Origin of the sequence: Streptomyces toxytricini (genome assembly GCF_014649915.1) — a bacterium.
In the GTDB taxonomy this organism is placed as follows: Bacteria; Actinomycetota; Actinomycetes; order Streptomycetales; family Streptomycetaceae; genus Streptomyces; species Streptomyces toxytricini.
Map to the genome: position 1 here is coordinate 176805 of NZ_BMTY01000008.1, position 25892 is coordinate 202696.

Below are 25892 nucleotides of genomic sequence, written 5' to 3' on the forward strand. Positions count from 1 at the left end.
CGGCGTGCGGGCTTCTGATCACCCGATGATCGATCGTGCGTCCGAATCGCCCGAATTGTTACTCACTAAATCGTGATCATTCCCTAAAGCCGGGCGGGTGACGTGCCGAAGGAACCAGTGACCATCCGCACGGTTCGCACCGGCTTCCTTCCCCGAGCCGGCCCGTCCCGCCACTCCCCCAGGAGGCCTAGGTGTCCGTTCTTCTCGAGCAGCCCGCAAGCCTGGTCGCCTACCGCCCGAACAAGCCGACGGCCATGGTCGTCGTGGCCGACCCGCGCGTCCGTTCCACCGTGACCCGCCATCTGTGGGCCCTCGGAGTACGCGATGTGATCGAGGCGTCGTCCATCGCGGAGGCCCGCCCCCGCGTCGGCAGCCCGCGCGACATCTGCGTGGCCGACGTGCACCTGCCCGACGGTTCCGGTCTGACCCTCCTCTCCGAGACCCGCGCCGCGGGCTGGCCGAACGGCCTGGCCCTCTCCGCGGCCGACGACATCGGCGCCGTCCGCAACGCCCTCGCGGGCGGGGTGAAGGGGTACGTCGTCACCGGCACGCGGACCAACATCGGACTCCCCACCCGCCCGGGCGCCGCCCCCATCGGCGCCGCCGCCGCCCGCATGCACCGCCGCCCCCCGGGTGCCCCGAGCCACCCGGGCGGCTACCGCGAGCTCTCCGGCCGCGAGGTGGAGGTCCTCCGCCTGGTCGCCGAGGGCCAGTCGAACAAGGCCATCGGCGTCTCCATGGGCCTGTCCGCCCTGACCGTGAAGTCCCACCTGGCCCGCATCGCCCGCAAGCTGGGCACCGGCGACCGCGCCGGAATGGTCGCCGTCGCCCTGCGGACCGGGATCATCCACTGACCCCGGCCCGGCGTCCCCCGGCGGCCCGGCCCGGGCCGGCAGCGGGGCAGCGCCGGGAGAACCGCGGGGAACCACGGGGGAAACGGCGAGCCCTGGCCTGAAGGCCCCCACCGCGCCCGTCGCCGGAACGTTCCGGCGACGGGCGCGCCGTATCCGCGGATACCCTTGAGCGGTGACCGACGCCCAAGAGACCGCAGCAGACCTGCGCACCACCACCGGGGGCGGCCCCCCGGACGACGTCGACAAGGCGCCGATTCCGTTGCTCGAACCCCGCGAGGGGATCCCTCCGGTGGTCGCCGACGAAGACGCCCTCGCCCGGGTGGTCGCGGCCTTCGCCGCGGGCACGGGCCCCGTCGCCGTCGACGCCGAACGCGCCTCCGGATACCGCTACGGCCAGCGCGCCTACCTCGTGCAGCTGCGCCGCGAAGGCGCTGGATCCGCGCTGATCGACCCGGTCGGCTGCCCCGACCTGTCCCCGCTCGGCGAGGCCCTGGACGGCACGGAGTGGATCCTCCACGCGGCCACCCAGGACCTGCCGTGCCTGCGCGACATAGGCATGGTGCCCACCTCCCTGTTCGACACCGAGCTGGCAGGCCGGCTCGCGGGCTTCCCCCGCGTCGGGCTGGGCGCGATGGTCGAGAGCGTGCTCGGCTACGCACTGGAGAAGGGCCACTCCGCCGTCGACTGGTCCACCCGCCCGCTCCCCGAGCCGTGGCTGCGCTACGCCGCGCTCGACGTCGAGCTGCTGGTGGACCTGCGGGACGCGCTGGAGGCGGAGCTGGACCGGCAGGGCAAACTGGAATGGGCCCGCCAGGAGTTCGACGCGATCGCCTCCGCCCCGCCCGCCCCGCCGCGCAAGGACCCCTGGCGCCGCACCTCCGGCATGCACAAGGTGCGCCGGCGCCGCCAGATGGCGGTCGTGCGGGAGCTGTGGGAGTCGCGCGACCGGATCGCCCAGCGGCGCGACGTCTCGCCGGGCAAGGTGCTGAGCGACGCCGCGATCGTCGAGGCCGCGCTCGCCCTGCCGTCCCACGTGCACGCCCTGTCGGCGCTGCCCGGCTTCGGACAGCGGATGGGCCGGCGCCAGCTGGAGCAGTGGATGGCCGCCGTGGACCGGGCCAGGGCCCTGCCCGAGGCCGAGCTTCCGCAGCCCGGGGCCGCCTCGGCCGGCCCGCCGCCGCCGCGGTCCTGGGCCGACAAGGACCCGGCCGCCGCGGCCCGGCTGTCCGCGGCCCGCGCCGCGGTGTCGGCGCTCGCCGAGCGGCTGAACCTGCCCCAGGAGAACCTGATCACCCCGGACACGGTGCGCCGGCTGTGCTGGGAGCCGCCCAAGCGGCTCGGCCCGGACACGGTGGCCGAGGCCCTGGCGGGCCACGGCGCCCGCCCGTGGCAGATCGAGCAGGTGACCCCGGTGCTGGTCACGGCGCTGGCCGTGACCGCCTGAGGCGCCACGCCGCCCTTCGGCAGGAGCCCTCGGCCGACCGGCCGGGGGCTCCTCCGCGTCCGGGCCCGGCGGCGAACGTCGCGCGGCCCTGTCATCCCGTTACGCGATCATGACGTTCCGCCTCTTTTGAACACGCTCAACAGCAGCTAGCTTCTTGAACGTGATCAAAAACGAGCACACCACGACGCAGACCGGACACGACGGACAGGGCGGCGCCTACGGCGCATGGGTCCGCCACTTCGAGGCCGAACGGGAGCGCCGCGCCGCCCTCGGCGACCCCGACTGGGCGCGCGGCGCGCGGCTGTCCCCGGCGCTGGTCCGCAGCATCCGGACGTTCCAGGTGGGCGAGGACGGCGACGGCTCGGCCCTCATCGCGAAGGCCGACCGGGCGGGGGACCCGGACTACGCGGCCGCGGCGCGGCTGTTCATCGCCGAGGAGCAGAACCACGCACGCCTGCTGGCCCTGCTGCTGTCGGCGGCCGGGGCCGACACCCTGGACGGGCACTGGAGCGACGCGGCGTTCGTCCGGGTGCGGCGCCTGCTGGGGCTGCGGGTCGAGCTGATGGTGCTGATGGTCGCGGAGGTCGTCGCCCTGCGGTACTACCGCGCGCTGCGCGACGGCTGCGACGACCCGCTGGCCGCCGAGGTCGCGGCCCGGATCCTCGCCGACGAGGAGCGGCACGTGCCGTTCCACGTCCACCGCCTGCACGAGGGGCTCGCGGGGCTACCAGGGCCGGCCCGGAGGGCCGCGACCGCGGGCTGGCGGGCCATGGTCGGCGCGGCGGCGCTGCTGGTGGCGGCCGACCACGGGGCGGCGCTGCGGGAGGCGGGGGTCTCGCGGCGGGCGTTCCTGTCGGACGTGGTCGGCTCCTCGGCGCCGATGGCCGCGACCATGTCGGACGGTCCGGTTCCGGCCGTTCCCGAGCCGGTCGGAAGCCCCGTCGCGGTGTGACGTTCGCCGCTCCTCGGCGCGGGGGTGTCCACACCGGTTACCCGCAAGTAGCATGGCGGTGAGCGGGCGCTCAGCCGTTGGCCGGGCCGCCCCCGCGCAGCAGTGCCATCCCGCACCTGGAGGAGAGCCAACGTGCCTCGTACCGTCAGGGACGTCGTCTTCGTCGACGGCGTCCGCACCCCGTTCGGCAAGGCGGGCCCGAAGGGCATCTACCACGAGACCCGCGCCGACGACCTCGTCGTGAAGGCGATCCGGGAGCTGCTGCGCCGCAACCCGGACCTCGACGCGAAGAAGATCGACGAGGTGGCCATCGCCGCCACCACGCAGATCGGCGACCAGGGCCTGACGATCGGCCGCACGGCCGGCATCCTCGCGGGCCTGCCGCAGTCCGTCCCGGGCTACTCCATCGACCGCATGTGCGCCGGCGCGCTGACCGCCGTGACCGCCGTCGCGGGCGGTGTGGCCTTCGGTGCGTACGACGTCGCCATCGCCGGCGGCGTCGAGCACATGGGCCGCCACCCCATGGGCGAGGGCGTCGACCCGAACCCGCGCTTCGTCTCCGAGAAGCTGGTCGACGAGTCCGCCCTGTTCATGGGCATGACCGCCGAGAACCTGCACGACCGGTACCCGACGATCACCAAGCTCCGCGCCGACGAGTACGCCGTGCGCTCGCAGGAGAAGGCCGCCAAGGCGTACGCCGACGGCAAGATCCAGCAGGACCTGGTCCCGATCTCGGTGCGCAACACCAACCCCGAGGTCGGCGAGACCGGCTGGGGCCTCGTCACCTCCGACGAGCCGATGCGCCCGGGCACCACGCTGGAGAACCTGGCGAACCTGAAGACCCCGTTCCGTACGCACGGCCGGGTCACCGCGGGCAACGCCGCCGGCCTCAACGACGGCGCCACCGCGGCGATCATCGCGTCCGAGGACTTCGCCCGGGAGAACAACCTCCCGGTCAAGATGCGCCTCGTGTCGTACGCCTTCGCCGGCGTCGAGCCGGAGGTCATGGGCTACGGCCCGATCCCCGCCACCGAGAAGGCCCTGGCGCAGGCCGGCCTGTCCATCGGGGACATCGGCCTGTTCGAGATCAACGAGGCCTTCGCCGTCCAGGTCCTCGCTTTCCTGGAGCACTACGGCATCGCCGACGACGACGCCCGCGTGAACCAGTACGGCGGCGCCATCGCGTTCGGCCACCCGCTGGCCTCCTCCGGCGTCCGCCTGATGACGCAGCTGGCCCGCCAGTTCGAGGAGCAGCCGCACGTCCGCTACGGCCTGACCACCATGTGCGTCGGCTTCGGCATGGGCGCGACGGTCATCTGGGAGAACCCGCACTTCGCCGAGGGAGAGTCCAAGTGAGCACCACCGCTGAGCTCCTGAAGGGCGCGGCCGAGCTGTTCCCGGACGAGGTCGTCACGTCGGCGCACGTCCGCCACCTGGAACTGCCGTACGGCGCGGGGCGCTTCGCGCTCATCACGCTGGACAACGGCTTCGACCACACCAAGCCGACCACCTTCGGCCCGCAGTCGCTGGCCAACCTGAACGCGGCGATCGACCAGGTCGAGCAGGAGGCCCTGGCCGGCTCCATCGTCGGCGCGGGCATCACCGGCAAGCCGTTCATCTTCGCGGTCGGCGCCGACCTCAAGGGCGTCGAGCTGCTGAAGCAGCACGACGAGGCGCTGGCCATCGGCAAGGGCGGGCACGACGTCTTCAAGCGCCTCGCCGCGCTGGCCGTCCCCACCTTCGCGTACTACAACGGCGCGGCGATGGGCGGCGGCGTCGAGGTCGGCCTGCACTGCACCTACCGCACGGTGTCGAAGGCCATCCCGGCCTTCTCCCTGCCCGAGGTCTTCCTCGGCCTGGTCCCCGGCTGGGGCGGCTGCACCATCCTGCCGAACCTGATCGGCGCCGAGCGGGCCGTCTCGGTGATCATCGAGAACTCGCTGAACCAGAACCGCCAGCTCAAGGGCAAGCAGGTCTTCGAGCTCGGCATCGCCGACGCGCTGTTCGAGGGTGCGGACTTCCTGGAGCAGTCCCTGCTGTGGACGGCCCGCGTCCTGAAGGGCGAGACCGAGGTCGTGCGCCCCGAGGTCGACCGCGGCGAGGCCTGGGACGCGGCCGTGGCCAAGGGCCGCGCGATCGCCGACTCCAAGGTGCACGGCGCCGCCCCGGCCGCCTACCGCGCGCTCGACATCATCGCGGAGGCCAAGGACGGCGACCTGCAGAAGGGCTTCGACGCCGAGGACACGGCCCTGGCCGACCTCATCATGGGCGGCGAGCTCCGCTCGGGCATCTACGCCTTCAACCTGGTCCAGAAGCGCGGCAAGCGCCCGGCCGGCGCCCCGGACAAGAGCCTGGCGCGCCCGGTGTCCAAGGTCGGCGTCGTCGGTGCGGGCCTGATGGCCTCGCAGCTGGCGCTGCTGTTCCTGCGCCGCTTGGAGGTGCCGGTGGTCCTCACCGACATCGACCAGGAGCGCGTCGACAAGGGTGTGGGCTACGTCCACGCCGAGATCGAGAAGCTGCTGGGCAAGGGCCGCATCAACCAGGACAAGGCCAACCGCCTCAAGGCGCTGGTGAGCGGTGTCCTGGACAAGGCCGAGGGCTTCGCGGACGCGGACTTCGTCATCGAGGCCGTCTTCGAGGAGATGTCGGTCAAGCAGAAGGTGTTCGCGGAGGTCGAGGCGGTCGCCCCGGCGCACGCGATCCTCGCCACCAACACCTCCTCGCTGTCGGTCAGCGAGATGGCCTCCAAGCTCAAGCACCCCGAGCGCGTGGTCGGCTTCCACTTCTTCAACCCGGTCGCGATCCTCCCGCTGCTGGAGATCGTCCGCGGCGAGCAGACGGACGACGCCTCTCTGGCCACGGCGTTCGCCGTCGCCAAGAAGCTGAAGAAGACGGCGGTCCTCACCAAGGACGCTCCTGCGTTCGTCGTGAACCGCATCCTGACCCGCTTCATGGGCGAGATCCAGAACGTCATCGACGAGGGCACCCCGGTCGAGACGGCGGAGAAGGCCATCGAGCCGCTCGGCCTGCCGATGTCCCCGCTGGTGCTGCTCGAGCTCGTCGGCCCGGCGATCGGCCTGCACGTGTCGGAGACGCTGAACCGCTCCTTCCCGGAGCGCTTCACGGTCTCCCCCAACCTGAAGGCGGTCGTCGAGGCCGGCAAGCGGGGCTTCTACGTGTACGACTCCGGCAAGCCGGAGCTGGACCCGGAGGTCGCGGCGCTCCTGGTGCAGGGCGACTCGGTGCTGACCGAGGAGCAGGTGCGGGTGCGCGTCCTGGACGCGGTGGCGCAGGAGATCGGCCTGATGCTGGAGGAGGGTGTCGTGGCCGAGGCCCAGGACATCGACCTCTGCCTCATCACGGGCGCCGGCTGGCCCTTCCACCTGGGCGGCATCACGCCGTACCTGGACCGCGAGGGCGTCTCGGAGCGCGTGAACGGCAAGCGGTTCCTGGCTCCGGGCGTGGCGAGCGTGCCGGCCTGAACCGCCGCGCGGCGGCCTGACGCCGTGTGAGCACTGCGGACGCCCGTCCCCCGTCGGGGGGCGGGCGTCCGCCGCGTTCGGCACGGGGTTTCGGCGGGGCGCGCCGCGGGGGCTGGCAGAATACGGACCGTGGCGCAGGACAAGAGGATTTTCAGCCGCCGGAGCGTGCTCCTCGGGGGCGGCGCGACGGCCGCCGCGGTGACCGCGGGCGGTGCGGCGTGGGCTCTGCGCCCCGGGCAGGAGTCCGGGTCCGCGTTCGGGTTCGGCTTCGGGTCGGGCTGGCGGGGCGGCTCGCAGCCGGTGGTGGGCGCCTTCGACATGCGCACGGGCGCGGAGGTCCTGGCGCCGTCGGCGCTGTTCAACTCGACGGGGCCGCAGTCGTTCGCGTTCGACGACACCAACGGGCAGGTGTTCACGCTCCAGACCGTGCAGGGCGGCCTCCTCCTCGACGGGGAGGACGGGCCGGTCGAGTACGGGGACCGCAAGTCCGCCGGCGATATGTGCCTGACCAGGATGACCGCGTCGGGGATTACGCTCGGGCACATGTATCTCCGGGGCTTCGGCCACGGAATTTCCTTCGGAGTGGAGCCGACGGGCCCGCGCACGTACATATGGCTCGAAGGGCGGGCGGATCCGGAGAGCGGCTATGGGCGCACGGTGGTGCGGGTGCCGTTCAAGGACGGTGCGGTGCTGAACAGTTCCGATGAATCGGTTCGGCATTTCGACCCGGTGCCCGGGTCCACCGATGTGTGCCCCGCCCTCGACCTGGCGGGCGGGCGGGTCCTGGTCAGCCACCAGCAGGGCGGGCTGCACCGGCTCTCCGTGTACGGCATGGAGGACTTCCTCGCGGGGCGGTTCACCCCGGCCCAGACGATCAAGGCGGGCGTGCAGGTCAAGGAAGAGGAATGGTTCCAGGGCTGTGCGCTGCACGGGGATTACGTGTACGTACTGACCGGCAAGCCGTACACCGGGAAAAACGGAAGCAATCCGAGGAAGTCGGGCGGCAACACGTTCGTGTCCGCGATCGACGTGCGCACGGGCCGGCCGCAGGGGCGCCACCACGTGACCGTGGCGCCGGACCTGCCCTACCGGGAGCCCGAGGGGATGGCGGTCCGCCAGGCGGCTTCGCAGCCCGCTTTGTGCGTGGGATTTTCGGTGAAGGCGGAGGACAGGCGCGAGCTGACGGTGTACGGGTTCACGGTGTGAGCAGTGCCGCCGCGGATGTGCCGCGGCATATTCGCAGGCCCCGCCGGTAATCATTGGCCCACGGTTCACGGCACGTTCAAGGGCCGTCCATGAGGCTGCTTATACTACTGCGACACTTCACGCGATTCTTATACCTCCATGGGGGAGGCTCCGCATCCATGGGCTCCAAGCGGCTGCGCGCCGTACTCGGCGTTCTGATCACCACTGGGCTCATCCTCAGCTTCCTGGGCATGCTGGTCGCGGTCGCGTTCGTCTCCCTCCCGCTCTTCGTCGGCTGCGCCGCGCTGAGCTACGTCGCCGACCTCATGCTCCACAACACCGAGTCGCCGACGCTGGAGAGGCTGCGCGACTCGCGCTTCGGCCTCACCATGCGCTTCCTGATCCGGCAGTTCCTGCTGCTGGGCCTGTGCGGCGCGATCGCCGACATCGAGTCGTTCGTGGCGCAGATGACCACCATCGGCCTGCTCCTGCTCTTCATCCTCCAGCTCGCCTACGGCGCCCTGCTCAAGCACGTCCGCAAGATGCGCAACGAGCTGCCGTTCACCACCCGCGGACTGGACCTGGAGGCGCTCGGCATCCGCCGCATGCCCCACCCGTTCCTGGTGAACAAGCACGTCCGCAAGACCCTGCACCTCGACATCCCCCTGGTCGCGGGCTCGCTGGCCACCATCGGGACGGACGACTGGCGCTGGGTCACGTACGGCATGATCACCACCGTCTTCCTCGCCTACTTCTTCCTGCTGGTGCTCGTCCCCGACGCGCGCAACGCGCTGAAGCTCCCGACCGCCGACGAGGCCATCGACGAGCTCAACCACCAGTTGGCCGAATACCGCCCCCAGGTCGCGCTGTACTTCACCTTCGCCGCCATCTCCAAAGACTTCATGTACCAGGTGAACATGTGGCTGGAGTCGCTGGAGGCACTGGACCTGCGCCCCATCATCGTGCTGCGCGAGCGGGCCACCCTGCGGTACCTGGACGCGACGCCGGTGCCGGTCATCTGCATCCCCAAGGCCGACAACCTCGCCCGCATCGAGATGCCCGAGCTGCGCGTCGCCCTGTACCCGGGCAACGCGGGCAAGAACGTCCACATGCTCCAGCGCGCCGAGGTCAAGCACGTCTTCATCGGCCACGGCGACAGCGACAAGCTCGCCAGCAGCAACCGCGTCAGCAAGGTCTTCGACGAGATCTGGGTGGCCGGCCGGGCCGGCCGCGACCGCTACGAGCGCATCAAGCACGCCGTCTCCCCGAACCAGATCGTCGAGGTCGGCCGCCCCCAGCTGATGCCCCTGCACCGCTGGACCGGCCGCGTCGCCGGCCCCGTGCCCACCGTCATCTACGCCCCCACCTGGGAGGGCTGGACCGACGACGCCTGCTACACCTCCGTCATCCCGGCCGGCGAGAAACTGATCAAGGCGCTGCTCGCGTACGACCGCGAGATCCGCATCATCTACAAGCCCCACCCGCTCACCGGCTCGCGCTCCGCCGAGGCCGCCGCAGCGCACCGGCGCGTCATCGCCCTCCTGGAGGAGGACAACGCCCGGCGCTTCGGCCGCAACATGACCGACTCCAAGGCCGCCGCGAAGAAGCTCGCCCGGATCGACAAGCGCATCGCCGAGCTGTCCGAGCGCGGCGTCCGCTCCAAGTACCCCGACCTCACCGAGGAGGAGCGGACCGCCCGCATCCGGCGCAGCCGCAACCAGGCCGGCGCCCTGTACTGGTCGGCCGTCCCGGACGCCGCGCACCACGTGGTGACCGAGCGGATCCCCGCCCTCTACGACTGCTTCAACCACTCGGACCTGCTCATCGGCGACATGTCGAGCGTCGTCTCCGACTTCGTGGCCACGCTCAAGCCGTACGCCATCTTCAACCTGGAGGGCCTGCCCGACCAGGACTTCCGCAACGAGCAGCGCACCGCGTACGCCTCGTACCTGCTGGACGCCGACTGCAACGGGCTGACCGAGGCCATCGAGGCCACGCTCCACCCGGAGCAGGACCTGATGGCACCCCACCGCGAGCAGCTCAAGGAATACCTGCTGGGCGGCGAGTACCCGCCGTCCATCGTCCGCTTCAACGCGGCCGCCAACGACCTGTACCGGCGGGGGCTGAGCGACTTCCCCGTCGAGTACCCCGACGAGGCGGCCTTCCCCGTGTAGCCGGACCGCGCCCCACCCCTCCCCCGCACGCCCCCGCGTGCCCCGCTGTGCCGCACCCCCAGCCCAGGAAGTAGGAGACCGTTGTCCTCCCATCCCGCCCCCCGCCGCACCATCGCCGTCGTACTCGCCGGGGGGACCGGCCAGCGCATCGGGCTCGAAATACCCAAGCAGCTCCTCAAGATCGCCGGAAAGTCGATCCTGGAGCACACCCTCCACATCTTCGAGAACGCTCCGGACGTCGACGAGGTCATCCTGCTGATGACCCCGGCGTACGTGGACGACGCCCGCCGCATCGTGGAGAAGGCCCGCCTCGCCAAGGTGACCGGCGTCCTGGCCGGCGGCGCCACCCGCAGCGAGACCACCCGCATCGCCATCCGGGCCGCCTCCGAGCGCCTCGCCGGCGGCGAGGACTGCAACCTCCTCTTCCACGACGCGGTGCGCCCGCTGCTGTCGCAGCGCGTGGTCCGCGAGTGCGTCGAGTCCCTTGAGCGGTACCAGGCCGTCGACGTCGCGATCCCCTCCTCCGACACCGTCATCGTCACCCGCACCCACGGCGACGACGGCGAGTTCATCACCGAGGTCCCCGACCGCTCGCGCCTGCGCCGCGGCCAGACCCCGCAGGGCTTCCGCCTCTCGACGATCGCCGCCGCCTACGAGCGGGCGGCCGCGGACCCGTTCTTCCAGGCGACCGACGACTGCTCCGTGGTCGTCAAGTACCTGCCGGACGTCCCCGTCCACGTGGTGACCGGCGACGACTACAACATGAAGGTGACGCAGCCCGTCGACGTCTTCATCGCCGACAAGCTGTTCCAGCTCGCCTCGCACGCCGCGCCCGCGCAGGCCGGCGAGGCCGCCTACCGCGAGCAGCTGGCCGGCAAGACGATGGTGATCTTCGGCGGCTCGTACGGCATCGGCTCCGACATCGCGCGGATCGCCGAGGGCTTCGGCGCCCGCGTCTTCGCGATGGGCCGCTCCACCACCGGCACCCACATCGAGAACCCCGACCACGTCGAGGAGGCGCTGGCCCGGGCCTACGCCGAGACGGGCCGGATCGACTACGTCGTCAACACCGCGGGCGTGCTCCGGGTCGGCCGCCTCGCCGACACCGACGACGCCACCGTCCGCGAGGCGCTGGAGGTCAACTACCTGGCGCCGGTGAACATCGCCCGCAGCGCCTACAAGTACCTCAGCGAGACCGGGGGCCAGCTGCTGCTGTTCACCTCCAGCAGCTACACCCGGGGCCGCGCCGAGTACAGCCTGTACTCCTCGACGAAGGCGGCCATGGTGAACCTGACGCAGGCCCTCGCGGACGAGTGGGCCGAGGACGGCATCCGCGTCAACTGCGTCAACCCCGAGCGCACCGCCACCCCGATGCGCACGAAGGCGTTCGGCCAGGAGCCGGAGGGCTCGCTGCTGACCTCCGAGTCGGTGGCGCTGACCTCCCTCGACGTCCTCGTCTCGGAGATGACCGGCCACGTGATCGACGTCCGCAAGCAGGACCCGACCTCCGCCCCGGCGTCGCAGCGCTCCGGGTTCGAGGCGGCCCTGGCGGACGTCCTGATCCGGACCACGGAGGACCAGGGGGTCTAGGCGTGACGTACGCACCGGAACAGCAGCAGGCACGGCGGCCGCGGATCTACGTGGCGGGCGGTTCAAACGCGGTCGGCCGCCCGTACACCTTCCTGCCCATGGCGGGCTGGACGCAGGCCCTCCCCCTCTTCCTCACCGAGGCGGTGGAGGTCGTCAACTGCGCCCGCGCGCGGGCCAGCTCGAAGAGCTTCCGCGAGCGCGGCCGGCTCCAGTGGATCCTGGAGGACATGGCCCCGGGCGACTACCTGCTCTTCTCCTTCGGCCAGAACGACATCAAGCCGGACCCCGGCCTGCACACCGAGCCGTTCTCCTCCTTCACGGAGCAGATGGCCGCGTACGTGCACGGGGCGCGCGAGCGGCAGGGCCACCCGGTGGTGATGCTGGGATACGAGCGGCGGCGGATCGACCGGCACGGCAACGTCGCCCGCTTCCTCGGCGACTACACCCTGGCCGCCCGGCAGCTCGCCGAGGACGAGCACGTACCGGTCGTCGACCTGTACGGGCAGAGCCTGCAGTGGTGGGAGGAGCTCGGACCGGAGGCGACCAAGGCGGTCTTCACCTACCTGCGCCGGGGCGAGCCGCTCCAGCCGGACGTCCTCGACGGGGACAACGTGCACGTGCGGGCCGAGGGCGCGATCGAGTGCGCCCGCTTCGTGGCGCGGAGCCTGCTGGAGCAGGGCGTCATCCCGGCCCACTGGGGCCGCGGCCTCGACCGCACCCGCTTCGACTACGACGAGATGGGCTGGCTGGACGAGGAGACGTTCCGCCGGCGCACCGCGTCCCGCGTGTCCACCTTCCCCGGCGCCTGAGGAGTCCCGCCCGTGAACCACCTCCTGTGCCGGGGCCGGGCCCTCGGCGAGGATCCCGCCCAGGGCGCCGTGTACGCGGCGCTGTACAGCTCCGCCGACCCGCGCCGCGGCGTGGCGCCCGGCGAGACGTTCCAGCTCGGCCTCTCCGTGGCGCCCGACGGGGGCGCCCCGCGCGGCTGCGCGTACCTGCTCCAGGCGCCGCTCGCCGCATCCGCCGAGGTCGTCGGCGTGCAGGGGCTGGAGTTCTTCCCGCGGCAGCGCTGGTTCCGGCTGCGGGCCGAGCCCGGCGAGAACGCCGCCGGCGTCCTGCACCTGCGCGTCCGCGACACCGCGGCCGAGCCGCGCATCCGCCCGCAGGTCATGGTGGGCGTACCGGACGCCACGGGCCGCCGGACGACCCGCACCGGGCGGCTCGACGCGGAGGCCCTGCCGGTGCGCCGGCCCGTCGCCCGCGGGCTGCGGCTGACGGCGGAGCCGGGCGGTACCGGATCGGTGAACGTGCTGTCCGCGTGCCCTCCGGGGTGCACGGCCGTCACCGTGACGACCCCCCGCAACGGCGACGCGCAGCTGTCGTACGACGGCTGGGTCACCTACACCCCGGCCCCCGGCTTCACCGGCTACGACCGCTTCGCGTACACGGTCGCGACCCCGGCCGGCGAGCAGCTGACCTCGCACGTCAACGTCTTCACCGGCCCGCTCGACGCCGTGCCCGGGGCGTTCCCCGCGCAGCCGTCGGAGGTCGCCTTCCGGCCCTGGCAGTGGCCCGAGCTGACCGGCGAGATGCCGTGGCCCCGCACCGCACCGTCCGCGACCGACCGATGAGGAACCCCGCAGCATGAACAGCGCCGTCGTGCACCCCGCCGACATCAAGGACGTCTCCGTCGCGGTCCGGGTGAGCAACCAGGCGGCGGCGCTCGACGCCTGCCTGGCCTCGCTCTTCGTCCAGACGATCGGCACGGACCGGCTGGAGGTCATCGGCGTCGACGACGGGTCGACGGACGAGAGCGGGTCGGTCCTGGCCCGGGCCGCGCACCAGTACCCGTCGTTCGTCCGGGTCGGGCAGGTCACGCAGGGCCTCAGCCCGGCGGCGGCCCGCAACTGGGCGCTCAGCCAGGTCCGCGGCCGGTACGTGATCTTCCTGGAGGCGGTGGACCGGCTGGCCCCGGACGCCCTGGAGCGGATGGTCGCCGCGGCCGACGCGAACGAGGCGGACGTCGTCCTCGGCAAGCTGGAGAGCTCCGGCCGGCACACCGTCCCGACCGCCATGTTCCGCAAGAACCAGGCGTACACCGACGCCTGGTCCTCGCGCGTGTACTGGTCGCTGACCCCGGACAAGCTGTTCCGGACCAGCCTGCTGCACCGGCGCGGGCTGTCCTTCCCCACCGACATGCCGATCGGCGACGAGCAGGTCTTCACCGCCGGGGCGTTCATCGGGGCGGACAACGTCTCCGTCGTCGGCGACGCGCCCTGCGTGGTCAAGGGCCCGGACCCGGCGGACCGGGCGACGCTGTCGGACCGGGTCGCGCTGGCCTCCCGGATGCTGGCGCTGGTCGCCTCGCAGGTGCCCGAGGGCCCGCGCCGCGACCGGCTCCAGGCGCGGCACCTGGAGGTGGAGCTCGGCAAGGCCACCGCCGCGGCCCTGCTGTCGGCCGCCGACCCGGCGGAGCGCGACCGGACGCTGTGGGAGGCCGCCGAGGTGCTGCGCACGCAGGCCGCCCCGGGCGCCCTGGCGCTGCTGCCGCGGATGGTGGCGGTCCGCTTCGCCCTGCTCGCGCAGGGCCGGCTCGCCGAGGCGCAGAAGATGGCGGCGTTCGAGGCGGACAAGGACCGGCCCGCGGTCCGCAAGACCGTGGAGGGCGGGCGGGTCTTCACCACCCTGCCGTTCTTCCGCGACCCGCAGGTCGGACTGCCGGACGGGCTGTTCGACATCACCGCCGACATGACCGTCAGCCACGAGCTGCAGAAGGCCCGCTGGGACGGCGCGATGCTGCTCCTCGACGGGTACGCCTTCTTCGAGCAGCTGTCGACGAAGGACCGCGCGACGCGCGTCCTGCTGCGCGAGCGGTTCACCGGCGCGCAGGAGAGCCACGCGGTGACGGCCCGCCGGGACGACACGCTGACCAACGCCAAGGGCAAGACGCGCGCCATGGGCCGCTTCTCGGCGCGGGTCAACCTGGCGCAGACCTCCAGCGGCTGGCCGCTCCCGCCGGGCACCTGGGACCTGTACCTGTCGGTGAGCTTCGAGGGCGTGACCCAGGAGGTGCGGCTGGGTACCCGGCGGGCGGCCGACCTGGACTCCACCGCGCGGATGCCGGTGCGCATCGCCGACGCACCGGGCGCACAGGGGATGGAGCTGGCCGCCACCCCGTACTACGCGGAGGACGGGGGCCTCACCGTCGAGGTCGCGCAGCGGATGCCGCTGCCGGGGCGCGGCTGACGCGTACGGGCCCGGCCGCCGCACAGGGGCCGGGCCCGCACCCGTTCCTGACGCGGGGTCAGGCGAGGTACTCCCACGGGCCGAAGGCCAGTCCCCCGGCGGCGGTGTCCTGCCGGGTGCACATCGGTACGCCCTCCTCGTCGAAGGCGGCGACGACGACGCGGCCGGCCGCGTCGACCGCGACCTGCGGGGCGCGGGCGCCGTGCCCGCCGAGTGAGGCCCACCAGGTGCCGTAGCCCTCGTTCTCCGTGACGTAGGCGGTGACCTCGACGTCCCCGTCGGCGCCGATCTGCGCCAGGACCGTGCAGTCGTAGCCGCCGAGCACCGCGCGGGCGACGCCGGGCGCGCCCCGGCCGCCGGCGCCGCCGAGGCCCATCAGGCCGCCCTGGACGCCCTGGCGGGGGGCCCGCCAGGCGACGAGCGAGCCGTCCCCGGGATAGCGCCAGAAGTACGTGGCCCGGCGCGGGCCCGTCTCGCAGACGGCGGCGCTGCCCGGGACGACCGGCGTCGGGATCCTGTCGGCGAGCCCGAACCGGCCCTGGCCCATGCCGGTCCAGCGGTCGGCGTGCCCCTGCCCGGGGGCGAGGACCTCCAGCGTGCCGCCGGCAGGCATCAGCGGGGTCACGTCCCCGCGGTAGGGCTGTCCGGACACCGGCTTCCACCCGCCCCAGACGCCCTCCGCGTTGCGGCTGCGCCGCAGGATGCCCGAGTGCCGCAGGGAGACGATGACGTGGGTGGAGCCGGATCGCTGGTTCACGGCGATCCGGGGCGGCCCGGACAGGCTGTCGTCGTCGGGCCCGCCGCGCAGCCCTGGCGTTTCGAGGCCCCGCCAGTCCATCATTCCGCGGCCCGACTGGAACTGGGTGGAGACGATCACCTCGGGGCTGCCGGATTCGCCCTCCGCGGAGCGCAGGGCGGCGAAGTGCACGTACCCCTCGCGGCTGCGGGCCATGGCGGCCGGACCGGCCCATCCCTCGACCTCGAAGGGCTCCGGCCCGGTCCAGCCCGTCCGGGGGGCTGCGGCCTCGGTCCAGCGGAGCAGGCCGCGCGGGGTGCACGCGTAGGCGGTCAGGCGGCCGTCGCCGCCGGCGAACAGCCAGTTCCCGACGGGCGGGGAGGAGCCGTGGGGGCCCCGACCGCCCTTGGGCGCGCCCTGCGCACCGCGAGCCGAAGAGGCAGTCCGGTCACTGCCTTTGCCTCGGATCACGCAGCTGTCCACCCTTCTGACGAATATGTCCGTTTTGGGGCCGGGGGTGTTCACCCGAGAGAACCAGCCACTCGAAAGCGTGTCTTATGATGCACCCCATTCGATGATAGAAGGGCACTGCCTCCATGACCGACCGCCCCTCGGCCACCCCCGCTCCCTCCCGGCGCAAGCCGCGGCGCGGCGGCAAGCGCGTCCTGCGGATCGTACTGCTGGCGCTGGCGGTGCTCGTGCTGGCGGCCGGCGGCGCCGGCTGGTGGGCGTACAGCCACCTCAACGGCAACATCGACAGCGTCGACCTCGACCAGGCGATCGGGGACGACCGCCCGAAGAAGGTCGTGCCGGGTGCCCAGAACATCCTCGTCCTCGGCTCCGACTCGCGCGCCGGCGCCAACGGCGATCTCGACCACGGCGACGTGGCCGGCGCCCGCTCCGACACCGCAATGCTGATCCACGTCCCCGAGGGCCGGGCGAAGGCCACCGCGGTGAGCATCCCCCGCGACACCCTCATATCCCGGCCCGAGTGCAGGAAGGCCGACGGCAAGACCGTCGCGCCCGCCGAGCGGGTCATGTTCAACTCGGTCTACACGCTCGCCGGGCCGGCCTGCGTGGTCAAGACCGTCGAGCAGCTGTCCGGGATCCGCGTCGACCACTTCGTCGAGGTCGACTTCGCCGGATTCAAGGGCCTGGTCGACGCGCTCGGCGGCGTCACCGTCACCCTCGACCAGCCGATGAGCGGCGCCAAGGGCGGCCTGAAGCTCGACCCGGGCACCCACCGCCTCGACGGCGAGCAGTCCCTGAAGTTCGTCCGCACCCGCTACGGCTACGGCGACGGCAGCGACCTCGGGCGCATAGGCCTCCAGCAGCAGTTCATGATCGCCATGCTGTCGGAAATGAAGAAGCAGGACGCCCTCGGCAACCCGGCCCGCCTGTACAAGCTCGCCGACGCCGGCACCAAGTCGCTCACCACCGACTCCGAACTCGCCTCGCTGACGGCGCTCGCCGACTTCGCGCAGAGCATGAAGGGCGTGAACCCGGAGACGATGGAGACCATCATGCTCCCGGTCGCCTACGACAAGGTCGACCCCAACCGGGTCGTCGTGGCCCAGCCACAGGCCGGAATGCTGTGGGAGGCGCTGCGCACCGACCAGAAGATCCCGGCGGAGGCGAAGAAGTCCCCCGCGAGCGGTTCCAAGGGCTGACGCGCGCGCAGGGTGCGACCGGTCGGGACCGGCCGCACCTGCGCCTTCGCAGGATCAGTACTTGGCGTCCTGGCCCACCTTCGCCAGGCGGCTGTTGCGGCGCCCGTAGGCGAAGTAGACGACGATGCCGACGGCCATCCAGATGCCGAACCGGATCCACGTGTCGACCGGCAGGTTGAGCATCAGCCACAGCGAGGCCGCCATCGACAGGATCGGGATGAACGGCACGAGCGGCGTGCGGAACGACCGGTGCAGGTCGGGCCGGGTCCGGCGCAGGATGATCACGCCGAGGGCGACCACGACGAACGCGAACAGCGTGCCGATGTTGACCAGCTCGGCGAGCTTCTCCAGGCTCGTGAAGCCGGCGACGACCGCGATGACCACGCCGAGCAGGATAGTCGCCCGGTACGGGGTGCGGTACTTGGGGTGGGTGACGGAGAAGACGCGCGGCAGCAGTCCGTCGCGGCTCATCGCGAAGAACACGCGGGTCTGGCCCAGCAGCAGGATCATGCACACGGTGATCAGGCCGACGGAGGCGCCGAGACTGATGGCGCCGGCGAAGAACGGCTGGTTCACCGATTTGAACGCCTCGGCGAGCGGGGCGCTCGGCGACATCTGCGCGTAGTTCTGCATGCCGGTGACCACCAGCGTCACGGCCACGTACAGCACGGTGCAGATGAGCAGCGAGCCCAGGATGCCCCGGGGCATGTCCCGCTGCGGGTTCTTCGTCTCCTCCGCCGCGGTCGCCACCACGTCGAACCCGATGAAGGCGAAGAAGACGAGCGAGGCCGCGGTGAAGATGCCCATGACGCCGAAGTTGGTCGGAGCGTACCCGAACAGCACTTGCACCAGGGGTGCGTGGAGGCCGCCCCCGGCGGGCTGCGGCTCGGCCGGCGGGATGAACGGCGAGTAGTTGTCGGCCTTGATGAAGAACAGGCCGGCGATGATGACCAGCAGCACCACGGTCACCTTGATGGCGACGACGATCGCGGTGATCCGCGCCGACAGCTTCGTCCCGACGACCAGGATCGCCGTCAGGACGAGCACCAGCAGGAACGCGAACAGGTCGAAGGTGCCGCCCGCATCCGGCCCGGACAGCGCGGCCGGCATCTCCCAGCCGAGGTTCGTCTGCATCAGGTGGCGGATGTAGCCGGACCAGCCGACCGCGACGACCGCGGTGCCGAGGGCGAATTCGAGCACGAGGTCCCACCCAATGATCCAGGCGGGCAGCTCGCCGATCGACGCGTACGAGAACGTGTACGCCGAGCCCGCCACCGGCACGGTGGACGCGAACTCGGCGTAGCACAGGGCGGCCAGTGCACAGACGATGCCTGCGGCGACGAAGGCCAGGGCGGTGGCGGGGCCGGCATTGTTGCGCGCTGCGATGCCCGTCAGGACGAAGATGCCGGTGCCGATGATGACACCCACGCCGAAGACGGTGAGGTCCCAGGCCGACAGCGACTTGCGGAGCGCGTGTTCCGGCTCCTCGGTGTCGCGTATGGACTGTTCCACCGTCTTCGTGCGGAAGGGGCTGTTGAGATCCGTACTCACCGACGCACCTCCGAAAGGCGACGACGCAACGGAACGGGCCGGGAGGCCCACCCCCTCCAGGGTGATCTCCCGGCCCGTGTGCTGCAACCGCGCACGGCCTCCGCGGCGGCGCGCCGCGTGGGTCCGGCTAGTCGACGGCGGCGGCCGGCTCGCTGTCGAGGCGGCCGTCCAGCTTGGCGACCAGGCCGGTGACCTGGCGGGCGATGTCCGGAGCGGTCAGGCCGATCTCGGCGAGGATCTCCTTGCGCAGCGCGTGGTCGAGGAAGCGCTGCGGGATGCCGAAGTCGCGCAGCGGGACGTCGACGCCGGCGTCGCGCAGGGCCTGCGACACGGCGGCGCCGACACCGCCGACGCGGCCGTTGTCCTCGACGGTGACGACGACGCGGTGCTGCTCGGCGAGCGGGGCGAGGGCCTCGTCCACCGGCTTGACCCAGCGCGGGTCGACGACGGTGGTGGAGATGCCCTGCCTGTCGAGGAGGTCGGCGACCTCCAGGCACATCGGGGCGAGGGCGCCGACCGAGACGAGGAGCACGTCCGGCCGGGTGACCTCGGGGGCCGGGCGGCGCAGGACGTCCATGCCGCCGATGCGGCCGACCGCCGGGACGGCGGGGCCGACGACGCCCTTGGAGAAGCGGACGACGGTCGGTGCGTCCTTGACCTCGACGGCCTCGCGGAGCTGGGCGCGCAGCTGCTCGGCGTCGCGCGGGGCGGCGAGCCGCAGGCCGGGCACGACCTGCAGGATCGACATGTCCCACATGCCGTTGTGGCTGGCGCCGTCGTCGCCGGTGACGCCGGCGCGGTCCAGGACGAAGGTGACGCCGCACTTGTGCAGGGCCACGTCCATCAGGACCTGGTCGAAGGCGCGGTTGAGGAAGGTGGCGTAGACGGCGAAGACCGGGTGCACGCCGCCGGTGGCCAGGCCCGCCGCCGAGGTGGCGCCGTGCTGCTCGGCGATGCCGACGTCGTAGATGCGGTCCGGGAACTCCTCGGCGAACTTGTTCAGGCCGACGGGGTGGAGCATGGCGGCGGTGATGCCGACGACGTCCGGGCGCTCGCGGCCGATCTTGACCATCTCGTCGGCAAAGACGGAGGTCCAGCTGGCGGCGGCCGTCTTCACGGGCAGGCCGGTGTCCGGGTGGATGACGCCCACCGCGTGGAAGCGGTCCGCCTCGTGCTCCAGGGCGGGCGTGTAGCCGCGGCCCTTCTGGGTGAGGCAGTGGACGATGACGGGGCCGCTGAAGCGCTTGGCGCGCTGCAGCGCGGACTCCAGGGCCTCGATGTCGTGGCCGTCGATGGGGCCGATGTACTTCAGGCCCAGGTCCTCGAACATGCCCTGCGGGGCGATGAAGTCCTTCAGGCCCTTCTTCGCGCCGTGCAGGGTCTCGAAGAGCGGCTTCCCGACGACCGGGGTGCGCTCCAGGATCTCCTTGCCGCGGGCCAGGAAGCGCTCGTAGCCGTCCGTGGTGCGCAGGGTGGCCAGGTGGTTGGCGAGGCCGCCGATGGTGGGGCCGTAGGAGCGCTCGTTGTCGTTGACGACGATGACGAGCGGGCGGTCCTTGGCCGCGGCGATGTTGTTGAGGGCCTCCCAGGCCATGCCGCCGGTGAGCGCGCCGTCGCCGATGACGGCGGCGACGTGGTGGTCGGCCCGGCCCAGCACCTCGTTGGCCTTGGCGAGTCCGTCGGCCCAGCCCAGCACGGTGGAGGCGTGGGAGTTCTCGATGACGTCGTGCTCGGACTCGGCGCGCGAGGGGTAGCCGGACAGGCCGCCCTTGGTGCGCAGCCCGGCGAAGTCCTGGCGGCCCGTGAGCAGCTTGTGGACGTACGCCTGGTGCCCGGTGTCGAACAGCACCTTGTCCTTGGGCGATTCGAAGACCCGGTGCAGGGCGATCGTCAGCTCGACCACACCGAGGTTGGGGCCGAGGTGCCCGCCGGTCTTGGAGACGGCGTCGACGAGGAAGGACCTGATCTCGGCGGCGAGCTGGGTGAGCTCCTCCTGGCTGAGCCGGTCCAGATCGCGCGGTCCCTTGATGCGGGTCAGCAGCACCCGTGCCTCCTTGCAGTTGCTGGCTGGTCTGTCGAGTCTAATGTTCCGTCGGCGACGCCGGTCATCGGGCTGCCGCAGGCGGGTCACAGCTTTGTCATTCCTGCACGGATCACCCCGGCGCCACACATCACATCCGGGTGCTTATCCGCACAATTGCCCGCACTGACGCACGCGGGGACGTACGCACGGGTGCCCGGCGCCACACGGGTGGCACCGGGCACTGTGACCGGTCTTACCGCCGGGGCGCGTCCTCAGACGCGTCCGGCCGTCCTCTGGGTCTTGCGGGTGACCGAGTCGATCACCACGGTGGCCAGCAGCACCGCACCGGTGATCATGTACTGGACGGGAGTGGCGATTCCCTCGAGGGCCAGACCGTACTGGATCGAGGTGATGACCATGACACCGAGGAGGGCGTTCCAGGTCCGGCCGCGGCCGCCGAAGAGGCTGGTGCCGCCGATGACGGCCGCCGCGATGACGTTCATCAGCAGGTCGCCGGCGCCGGCGCTCTGGTTCGCCGCCGCGATCTTGGAGGCCCAGAAGAGGCCGCCGACGGCGGCGAAGGTGCCCGCGATGGAGAAGACCGCGATGCGGATGCCGGTGACGTTGATGCCGGCGCGGCGGGAGGCCTCGACACTGCCGCCGAGGGCGAAGACGTTCCTGCCGAAGGTGGTGCGGCGCAGCACGAAGTCCGTTCCGACCAGGACCAGCACGAAGAGCACCACCGCGAGCGGGAGGCCCTTGTACTGGTTGAACACCGCGGCGGGGCCGAAGGTGAACACCGCGAGCAGGCCGGTGCGCAGCAGCAGCTCGCTCATCGGGCGGGACGGGACGCCCGCGGCCGCCCGGCGCTTGTTGTCGGTGAAGGCGGCCAGGAAGTACGCGGCCGTGGCGACCGCGGCGAGGCCGTAGGCGGCGGCCACGTCGGTGAAGTAGTACGTGGTCAGCTGTCCCACGACACCGTCGGAGTCGATGTTGACCGTGCCGCTGCTGCCGAGGATCTGGAGCATGGCGCCGGACCAGAACAGCAGGCCCGACAGGGTGACGGCGAAGGCCGGCGCTCCGATCTTGGCGAAGAAGAAGCCGTGGATCGCGCCGATCAGGGCGCCGCCGCCGATCGCCGCCAGGACCGCCACCCACTCGTTGACCCCGTTGGTGACCGCGAGGACGGCGAAGAGGGCGCCCGAGACGCCGCTGACGGAGCCGACGGAGAGGTCGATCTCGCCGAGCAGCAGCACGAAGATGATGCCGACGGCCATCATGCCGGTGGCGACCATCGTGATCGCGATGTTGGTGAGGTTCTCCGGGGAGAGGAAGTTCGAGTTCAGCCCCTGGAAGATGCCCCAGATCACGATCAGGCCGACGACGACGGGCAGCGAGCCGAGGTCGCCGGCCTTCATCTTGCGGCCGAACTCGCTCAGGTAGCCCGAGAGGCCCTGCTCGCGGACGAGCAGGCGCGGGTCCACGGCGGGGATGGCGTCGGCCGGGGCCGCGGGGTTGGCGAGCTGCGCCACGTCTTCGGCGTGGTGGTGGTGGGTGCTCACTTGCGGGCCTCCCCGGTGCGGGCCGCCCGGCGGGTCACGGCGTTGTCCGTGGCCCCCGTGATGGCCGAAATGATCTCTTCCTGCGAGGTTTCGGCGACCGTGAAGACACCGTTGTTGCGGCCCAGCCGCAGGACCGCCACACGGTCGGCGACGGCCTTCACATCGGCCATGTTGTGGCTGATGAGGATGACGGCGTGGCCGCGCTCGCGGAGCCGCTCCACCAGGTCGAGCACCTGTGCGGTCTGCTCGACGCCGAGGGCGGCGGTGGGCTCGTCGAGGATGACCAGCTTCGGCTCGCCCAGCATGGAGCGGGCGATGGCCACGGTCTGGCGCTGGCCGCCGGAGAGCGAGGCGATGGGGATGCGGACGCTGGGGATCCGGATGGACAGGGTGGTCAGGAGCTCGCGGGCGCGGCGCTCCATCTCCACCTCGTCCAGGACGCCGCGGCGCTTGAGCTCGCGTCCGAGGAAGAGGTTGCCGACGACGTCGATGTTGTCGCACAGCGCGAGGTCCTGGTAGACCGTCGCGATGCCCAGGTTCTGGGCGTCGTGGGGCTTGGTGATCGCCACCGGCTTGCCCTCCCACTCGATGACGCCGTCATCGATGGGGTGGACGCCTGCGATCGTCTTGACGAGCGTGGACTTGCCGGCGCCGTTGTCGCCGACCAGGGCGACCACCTCGCCGGAATGGATCTCGAGCTCTACGTCGGTCAGCGCCTGGACGGCGCCGAACCGCTTCGAGACCCCTCGCAACGCCAGCACGGGCGCAGCGGACACATGAACCATCTCCTTCGCCGCCAACGGCGGGGATGTCGTGCAAATAAGTGCAGGAGCGGGGTGGAGGAATCGTTTCTGCCCGGCGGCCCCGCCTCCGGCGGGGGATGGTGGGGCGGGGCGCCGGGCAGGCGCGGGGGTCCTGGGCCGGACCGGAGGCCGCGGGGGCGGGGCCTCCGACCGGGAGGACGCTGGGCCTACTTCAGGCCGAGGGAGGCGCAGGCGGTCGCGTACTTCTCGGTGCAGATCTCGTCCGCGGTGTAGACGCCGTCCTTGATGACAGTGTCCTTGATGTTGTTCTTGGTGAGCGAGATGACCGGGATCAGGACCGAGGGGACGCCCTGGGTGGTGGGGCTGTCGACCTTGTTGTTGATGATCCCGTCGATCTTCTCGCCCTTGGCGAGGGCGACGGCCATCTCGGCGGCGGCCTCGGCCTCGGGGGCGTACGGCTTGTAGACGCTCATGAACTGCTCGCCCGCGACGATGCGCTGCACGCCCGCGAGCTCGGCGTCCTGGCCGGTGACCGGCGGAAGCGGGTTCATGCCGGCGGCCTTGAGGGCGGTGATGATGCCGCCGGCCATGCCGTCGTTGGCGGAGTAGACGCCGACGATCTTGTCCTTGCCGAGGGCGGAGATGGCGCCGGCCATGTTGGTGTTGGCGTTCTCCGGCTTCCACTCCTTGGTGTCGTACTCCTTGCCGATGGTCACCTTGCCGTCGAGGACGGAGTGGGCGCCCTTCTTGAAGAGTGCGGCGTTCGGGTCGGTGACCGAGCCGTTCATCATGACGATCTCGCCGGACTTCGCCTTGTCGCCGAGGGCCTCCAGCAGGGCCTTGCCCTGGACGCGGCCGACCTCTTCGTTGTCGAAGGAGGTGTAGGCGTCGATCGGTCCCTCCGCCAGGCGGTCGTAGGCCACCACCGGGATGCCGGCGTCCTTGGCCCGCTTGACCGCGCCCGCGATGGCCTTGGAGTCCACCGCGTCGACGATCAGCACGTTCACCTTGTTGGTGATCATGGTGTCGACCTGGGAGTTCTGCGTGGTCGCGTCCTGCTTGGCGTTGGCGTAGACGACCTCGCCCTTGCCGCCCGTGAGCTGCGCGACCTTCTTCTCGATGAGCGGCTTGTCGAACTTCTCGTAGCGCGCGGTCTGGTTCTCGGGCAGGAGCAGCCCGACCTTGATCGCCCCGTCCGCGGCCGCGGCCGTGCCGGTGCCGTTCGGCTGGGTACCGGCCTCCTTGGCGCTGCCACAGGCGGCGAGGGAAACGGCTGCGGCGCCGGCGGCGACGACAACGGCGGCTCTACGCATACGCGTGTTCATTTCTTGAACCTCCCTGACGAGGCCGCAACGCTGCGGCCGAGGTGGGTGCGAGTCAACCCGGCCGCCACTTTGCCGTCAAGGAGTGAATCCTTAACGAGATGGCAACGGTGCCATCCGTTATCTAACTGAAGACAAGAGCTTCGGCGACGCGGAATCGGCCAAGAGGGTGGAATCGCCCATTTCGCTCAGGACCAGCGCGAGGGCGCCGAGCACCTCGGCACGACTGCCCAACGAGCCGGTCAGGACGGACAGTTGGCGGGCCGCGCTGGGGATGGCGTACCGCCCCACGGACTCGCGTATGGGGGCCAGGACGAGCTCGCCCGCCTCGGCCAGGGACCCTCCGAGCACGACGCGCGTCGGGTTCAACAAATTGCAGAGGTTCGCCACGCCGCTGCCCACGTGCCGGCCCACGTCGGCGATGACGCGGCGGCATCCGGGGTCGCCGTCGCGGGCCAGCTCGACCACCCGCTCCATGGTCAGCTCGGGCCCGTGGGTGCCCTGGAGCAGCGGCAGGACGTACCGGGCCGCGGCGAAGGTCTCCAGGCAGCCGCGGTTGCCGCAGCGGCAGACGGGGCCGGACTCGTCGAGCGTGATGTGCCCGATCTCGCCGGCCGTGCCGCCGGGGCCGCGGTAGATCTGGCCGTTGATGACGAGGCCGGAGCCGACACCGCTCGCCACCTTGATGTAGGCGAGGTCCTTGACCCCCCGCCCGCTCCCCCACACCAGCTCGCCGAGCGCGCCCAGGTTGGCGTCGTTGTCGACGTGCACGGGCACGCCCAGGCGCCGGGAGAGCTCCTCGCGCGGGTTGATCCCCGCCCAGCCCGGCAGGATGGCCGTGGAGCCCAACGTCCCGGACTCCACGTCGATCGGGCCGGGGACGCCCAGGCCCACCCCGATGACCTTGCCCAGGTCCACGCCTATGCCCGCGATCAGCTCGCCCACCAGGGCTTCCGCCCGGTCGAAGCCGTCGGCCCAGGAGGCGTCCACGTCCAGCGGGGCGGCCTCCTCGGCCAGCACGCGGTGGGCCAGGTTGCCGACCGCGACCCGCAGGTGGGTGTGGCCGAAGTCGACGCCGATGACGATGCCCGCGTCCCCGCTGAGGGAGACGCTGCGCGCCCTGCGGCCCCCCGAGGAGGTGTCGGTGACCTCGACCGTCCCGCCCTCCTTGAGCTCCCGGACGATGTTGGACACCGTGGCCGCCGACAGTCCGGTGGACCGGGCGATCTCCGCCTGGGTCAGCGAACCCGCGAGCCGTACGGCCCGCACGACCCGTTCGAGGTTCGCGCGGTGCAGCGAGGACTGCGATCCGGGAGTCTGCACGACTCATCCACTCC

At 71.7% G+C, this 25892-nt stretch carries 19 protein-coding genes; 12 read left to right on the forward strand and 7 right to left on the reverse strand.

The features are described from left to right. The first annotated feature begins 191 nt into the window (after positions 1-191). The 11 genes from IE170_RS12450 to IE170_RS12500 all read left to right on the forward strand — a co-directional run bounded on the left by IE170_RS12450 (position 192) and on the right by IE170_RS12500 (position 14927). The gene (locus IE170_RS12450; protein ID WP_007267191.1) at positions 192-854 is read left to right on the forward strand and encodes a helix-turn-helix transcriptional regulator; all 663 of its coding nucleotides are present in this window, start codon (positions 192-194) and stop codon (positions 852-854) included. A gap of 172 nt (positions 855-1026) precedes the next feature. Next, positions 1027-2298 carry a ribonuclease D gene (locus IE170_RS12455; RefSeq protein WP_189809392.1) on the forward strand — a complete coding sequence of 424 codons (1272 nt, stop codon included), beginning with the start codon at positions 1027-1029 and terminating at the stop codon, positions 2296-2298. A 160-nt stretch (positions 2299-2458) separates the two neighbouring features. Next, positions 2459-3250, forward strand: a complete 792-nt coding sequence (locus IE170_RS12460; protein ID WP_229884700.1) for a ferritin-like domain-containing protein — start codon at positions 2459-2461, stop codon at positions 3248-3250. A 132-nt stretch (positions 3251-3382) separates the two neighbouring features. Next, a complete protein-coding gene (locus IE170_RS12465) occupies positions 3383-4606 on the forward strand; it encodes a thiolase family protein (RefSeq protein WP_125545943.1) in 1224 nt (407 codons plus the stop codon). Continuing rightward, positions 4603-6732 (forward strand): 3-hydroxyacyl-CoA dehydrogenase NAD-binding domain-containing protein, encoded by a 2130-nt coding sequence (locus IE170_RS12470; RefSeq protein ID WP_189809393.1) that lies wholly within the window; start codon positions 4603-4605, stop codon positions 6730-6732. Before IE170_RS12465 ends, IE170_RS12470 begins: the two co-directional genes overlap by 4 nt. Before the next feature lie 129 nt (positions 6733-6861). Further along, positions 6862-7938, forward strand: a complete 1077-nt coding sequence (locus IE170_RS12475; protein WP_189809394.1) for a phage baseplate protein — start codon at positions 6862-6864, stop codon at positions 7936-7938. Positions 7939-8096: 158 nt separating this feature from the next. Further along, a complete protein-coding gene (locus tag IE170_RS12480) occupies positions 8097-10091 on the forward strand; it encodes a hypothetical protein (RefSeq protein WP_189809395.1) in 1995 nt (664 codons plus the stop codon). Between the two features lie 81 nt (positions 10092-10172). Further along, a complete protein-coding gene (locus tag IE170_RS12485) occupies positions 10173-11681 on the forward strand; it encodes a bifunctional cytidylyltransferase/SDR family oxidoreductase (protein ID WP_189809396.1) in 1509 nt (502 codons plus the stop codon). Between the two features lie 2 nt (positions 11682-11683). Then, the gene (locus IE170_RS12490) at positions 11684-12490 is read left to right on the forward strand and encodes a rhamnogalacturonan acetylesterase (protein WP_189809397.1); all 807 of its coding nucleotides are present in this window, start codon (positions 11684-11686) and stop codon (positions 12488-12490) included. Between the two features lie 12 nt (positions 12491-12502). Beyond that, positions 12503-13312: an Ig-like domain-containing protein gene (locus IE170_RS12495; RefSeq protein WP_189809398.1), complete on the forward strand. Its 810-nt coding sequence runs from the start codon at positions 12503-12505 to the stop codon at positions 13310-13312. A 13-nt stretch (positions 13313-13325) separates the two neighbouring features. Further along, positions 13326-14927 carry a glycosyltransferase family 2 protein gene (locus IE170_RS12500; protein WP_189809399.1) on the forward strand — a complete coding sequence of 534 codons (1602 nt, stop codon included), beginning with the start codon at positions 13326-13328 and terminating at the stop codon, positions 14925-14927. Between the two features lie 58 nt (positions 14928-14985). Here the strand turns inward: IE170_RS12500 and IE170_RS12505 are convergent, their stop codons facing one another. Beyond that, positions 14986-16134: a hypothetical protein gene (locus IE170_RS12505; protein ID WP_189809400.1), complete on the reverse strand. Its 1149-nt coding sequence runs from the start codon at positions 16132-16134 to the stop codon at positions 14986-14988. A 125-nt stretch (positions 16135-16259) separates the two neighbouring features. Here IE170_RS12505 and IE170_RS12510 point away from each other — a divergent pair, with 125 nt between their 5' ends. Next, positions 16260-17333, forward strand: a complete 1074-nt coding sequence (locus tag IE170_RS12510) for an LCP family protein (protein WP_189809401.1) — start codon at positions 16260-16262, stop codon at positions 17331-17333. 54 nt (positions 17334-17387) lie between these two features. Here IE170_RS12510 and IE170_RS12515 read toward each other — a convergent pair whose 3' ends face one another. The 6 genes from IE170_RS12515 to IE170_RS12540 form a co-directional block, all read right to left on the reverse strand. Further along, complete coding sequence (locus IE170_RS12515; protein WP_189809402.1) at positions 17388-18884, reverse strand: amino acid permease; 1497 nt, start codon at positions 18882-18884, stop codon at positions 17388-17390. 127 nt (positions 18885-19011) lie between these two features. Further along, positions 19012-20928: a 1-deoxy-D-xylulose-5-phosphate synthase gene (dxs, locus tag IE170_RS12520; RefSeq protein WP_189809403.1), complete on the reverse strand. Its 1917-nt coding sequence runs from the start codon at positions 20926-20928 to the stop codon at positions 19012-19014. Between the two features lie 251 nt (positions 20929-21179). Next, positions 21180-22439, reverse strand: a complete 1260-nt coding sequence (locus tag IE170_RS12525; RefSeq protein ID WP_229884705.1) for a sugar ABC transporter permease — start codon at positions 22437-22439, stop codon at positions 21180-21182. Positions 22440-22465: 26 nt separating this feature from the next. Next, a complete protein-coding gene (locus IE170_RS12530) occupies positions 22466-23254 on the reverse strand; it encodes an ATP-binding cassette domain-containing protein (RefSeq protein ID WP_189809405.1) in 789 nt (262 codons plus the stop codon). Between the two features lie 185 nt (positions 23255-23439). After that, positions 23440-24558, reverse strand: coding sequence for a substrate-binding domain-containing protein (locus tag IE170_RS12535; RefSeq protein ID WP_189809406.1), 1119 nt, complete (start codon positions 24556-24558; stop codon positions 23440-23442). A 117-nt stretch (positions 24559-24675) separates the two neighbouring features. After that, on the reverse strand, positions 24676-25878 hold the full coding sequence (locus IE170_RS12540; protein WP_189809407.1) for an ROK family transcriptional regulator: 1203 nt from the start codon (positions 25876-25878) through the stop codon (positions 24676-24678). Between the last annotated feature and the right edge of the window lie 14 nt (positions 25879-25892).

Coding starts and splice junctions, on each gene's coding strand:
- IE170_RS12530 (WP_189809405.1), bottom strand. CDS start 23,254: ATGGTTCATGTGTCCGCTGCGCCCGTGCTGGCGTTGCGAGGGGTCTCG.
- IE170_RS12510 (WP_189809401.1), top strand. CDS start 16,260: ATGACCGACCGCCCCTCGGCCACCCCCGCTCCCTCCCGGCGCAAGCCG.
- IE170_RS12535 (WP_189809406.1), bottom strand. CDS start 24,558: ATGAACACGCGTATGCGTAGAGCCGCCGTTGTCGTCGCCGCCGGCGCC.
- IE170_RS12500 (WP_189809399.1), top strand. CDS start 13,326: ATGAACAGCGCCGTCGTGCACCCCGCCGACATCAAGGACGTCTCCGTC.
- IE170_RS12480 (WP_189809395.1), top strand. CDS start 8,097: ATGGGCTCCAAGCGGCTGCGCGCCGTACTCGGCGTTCTGATCACCACT.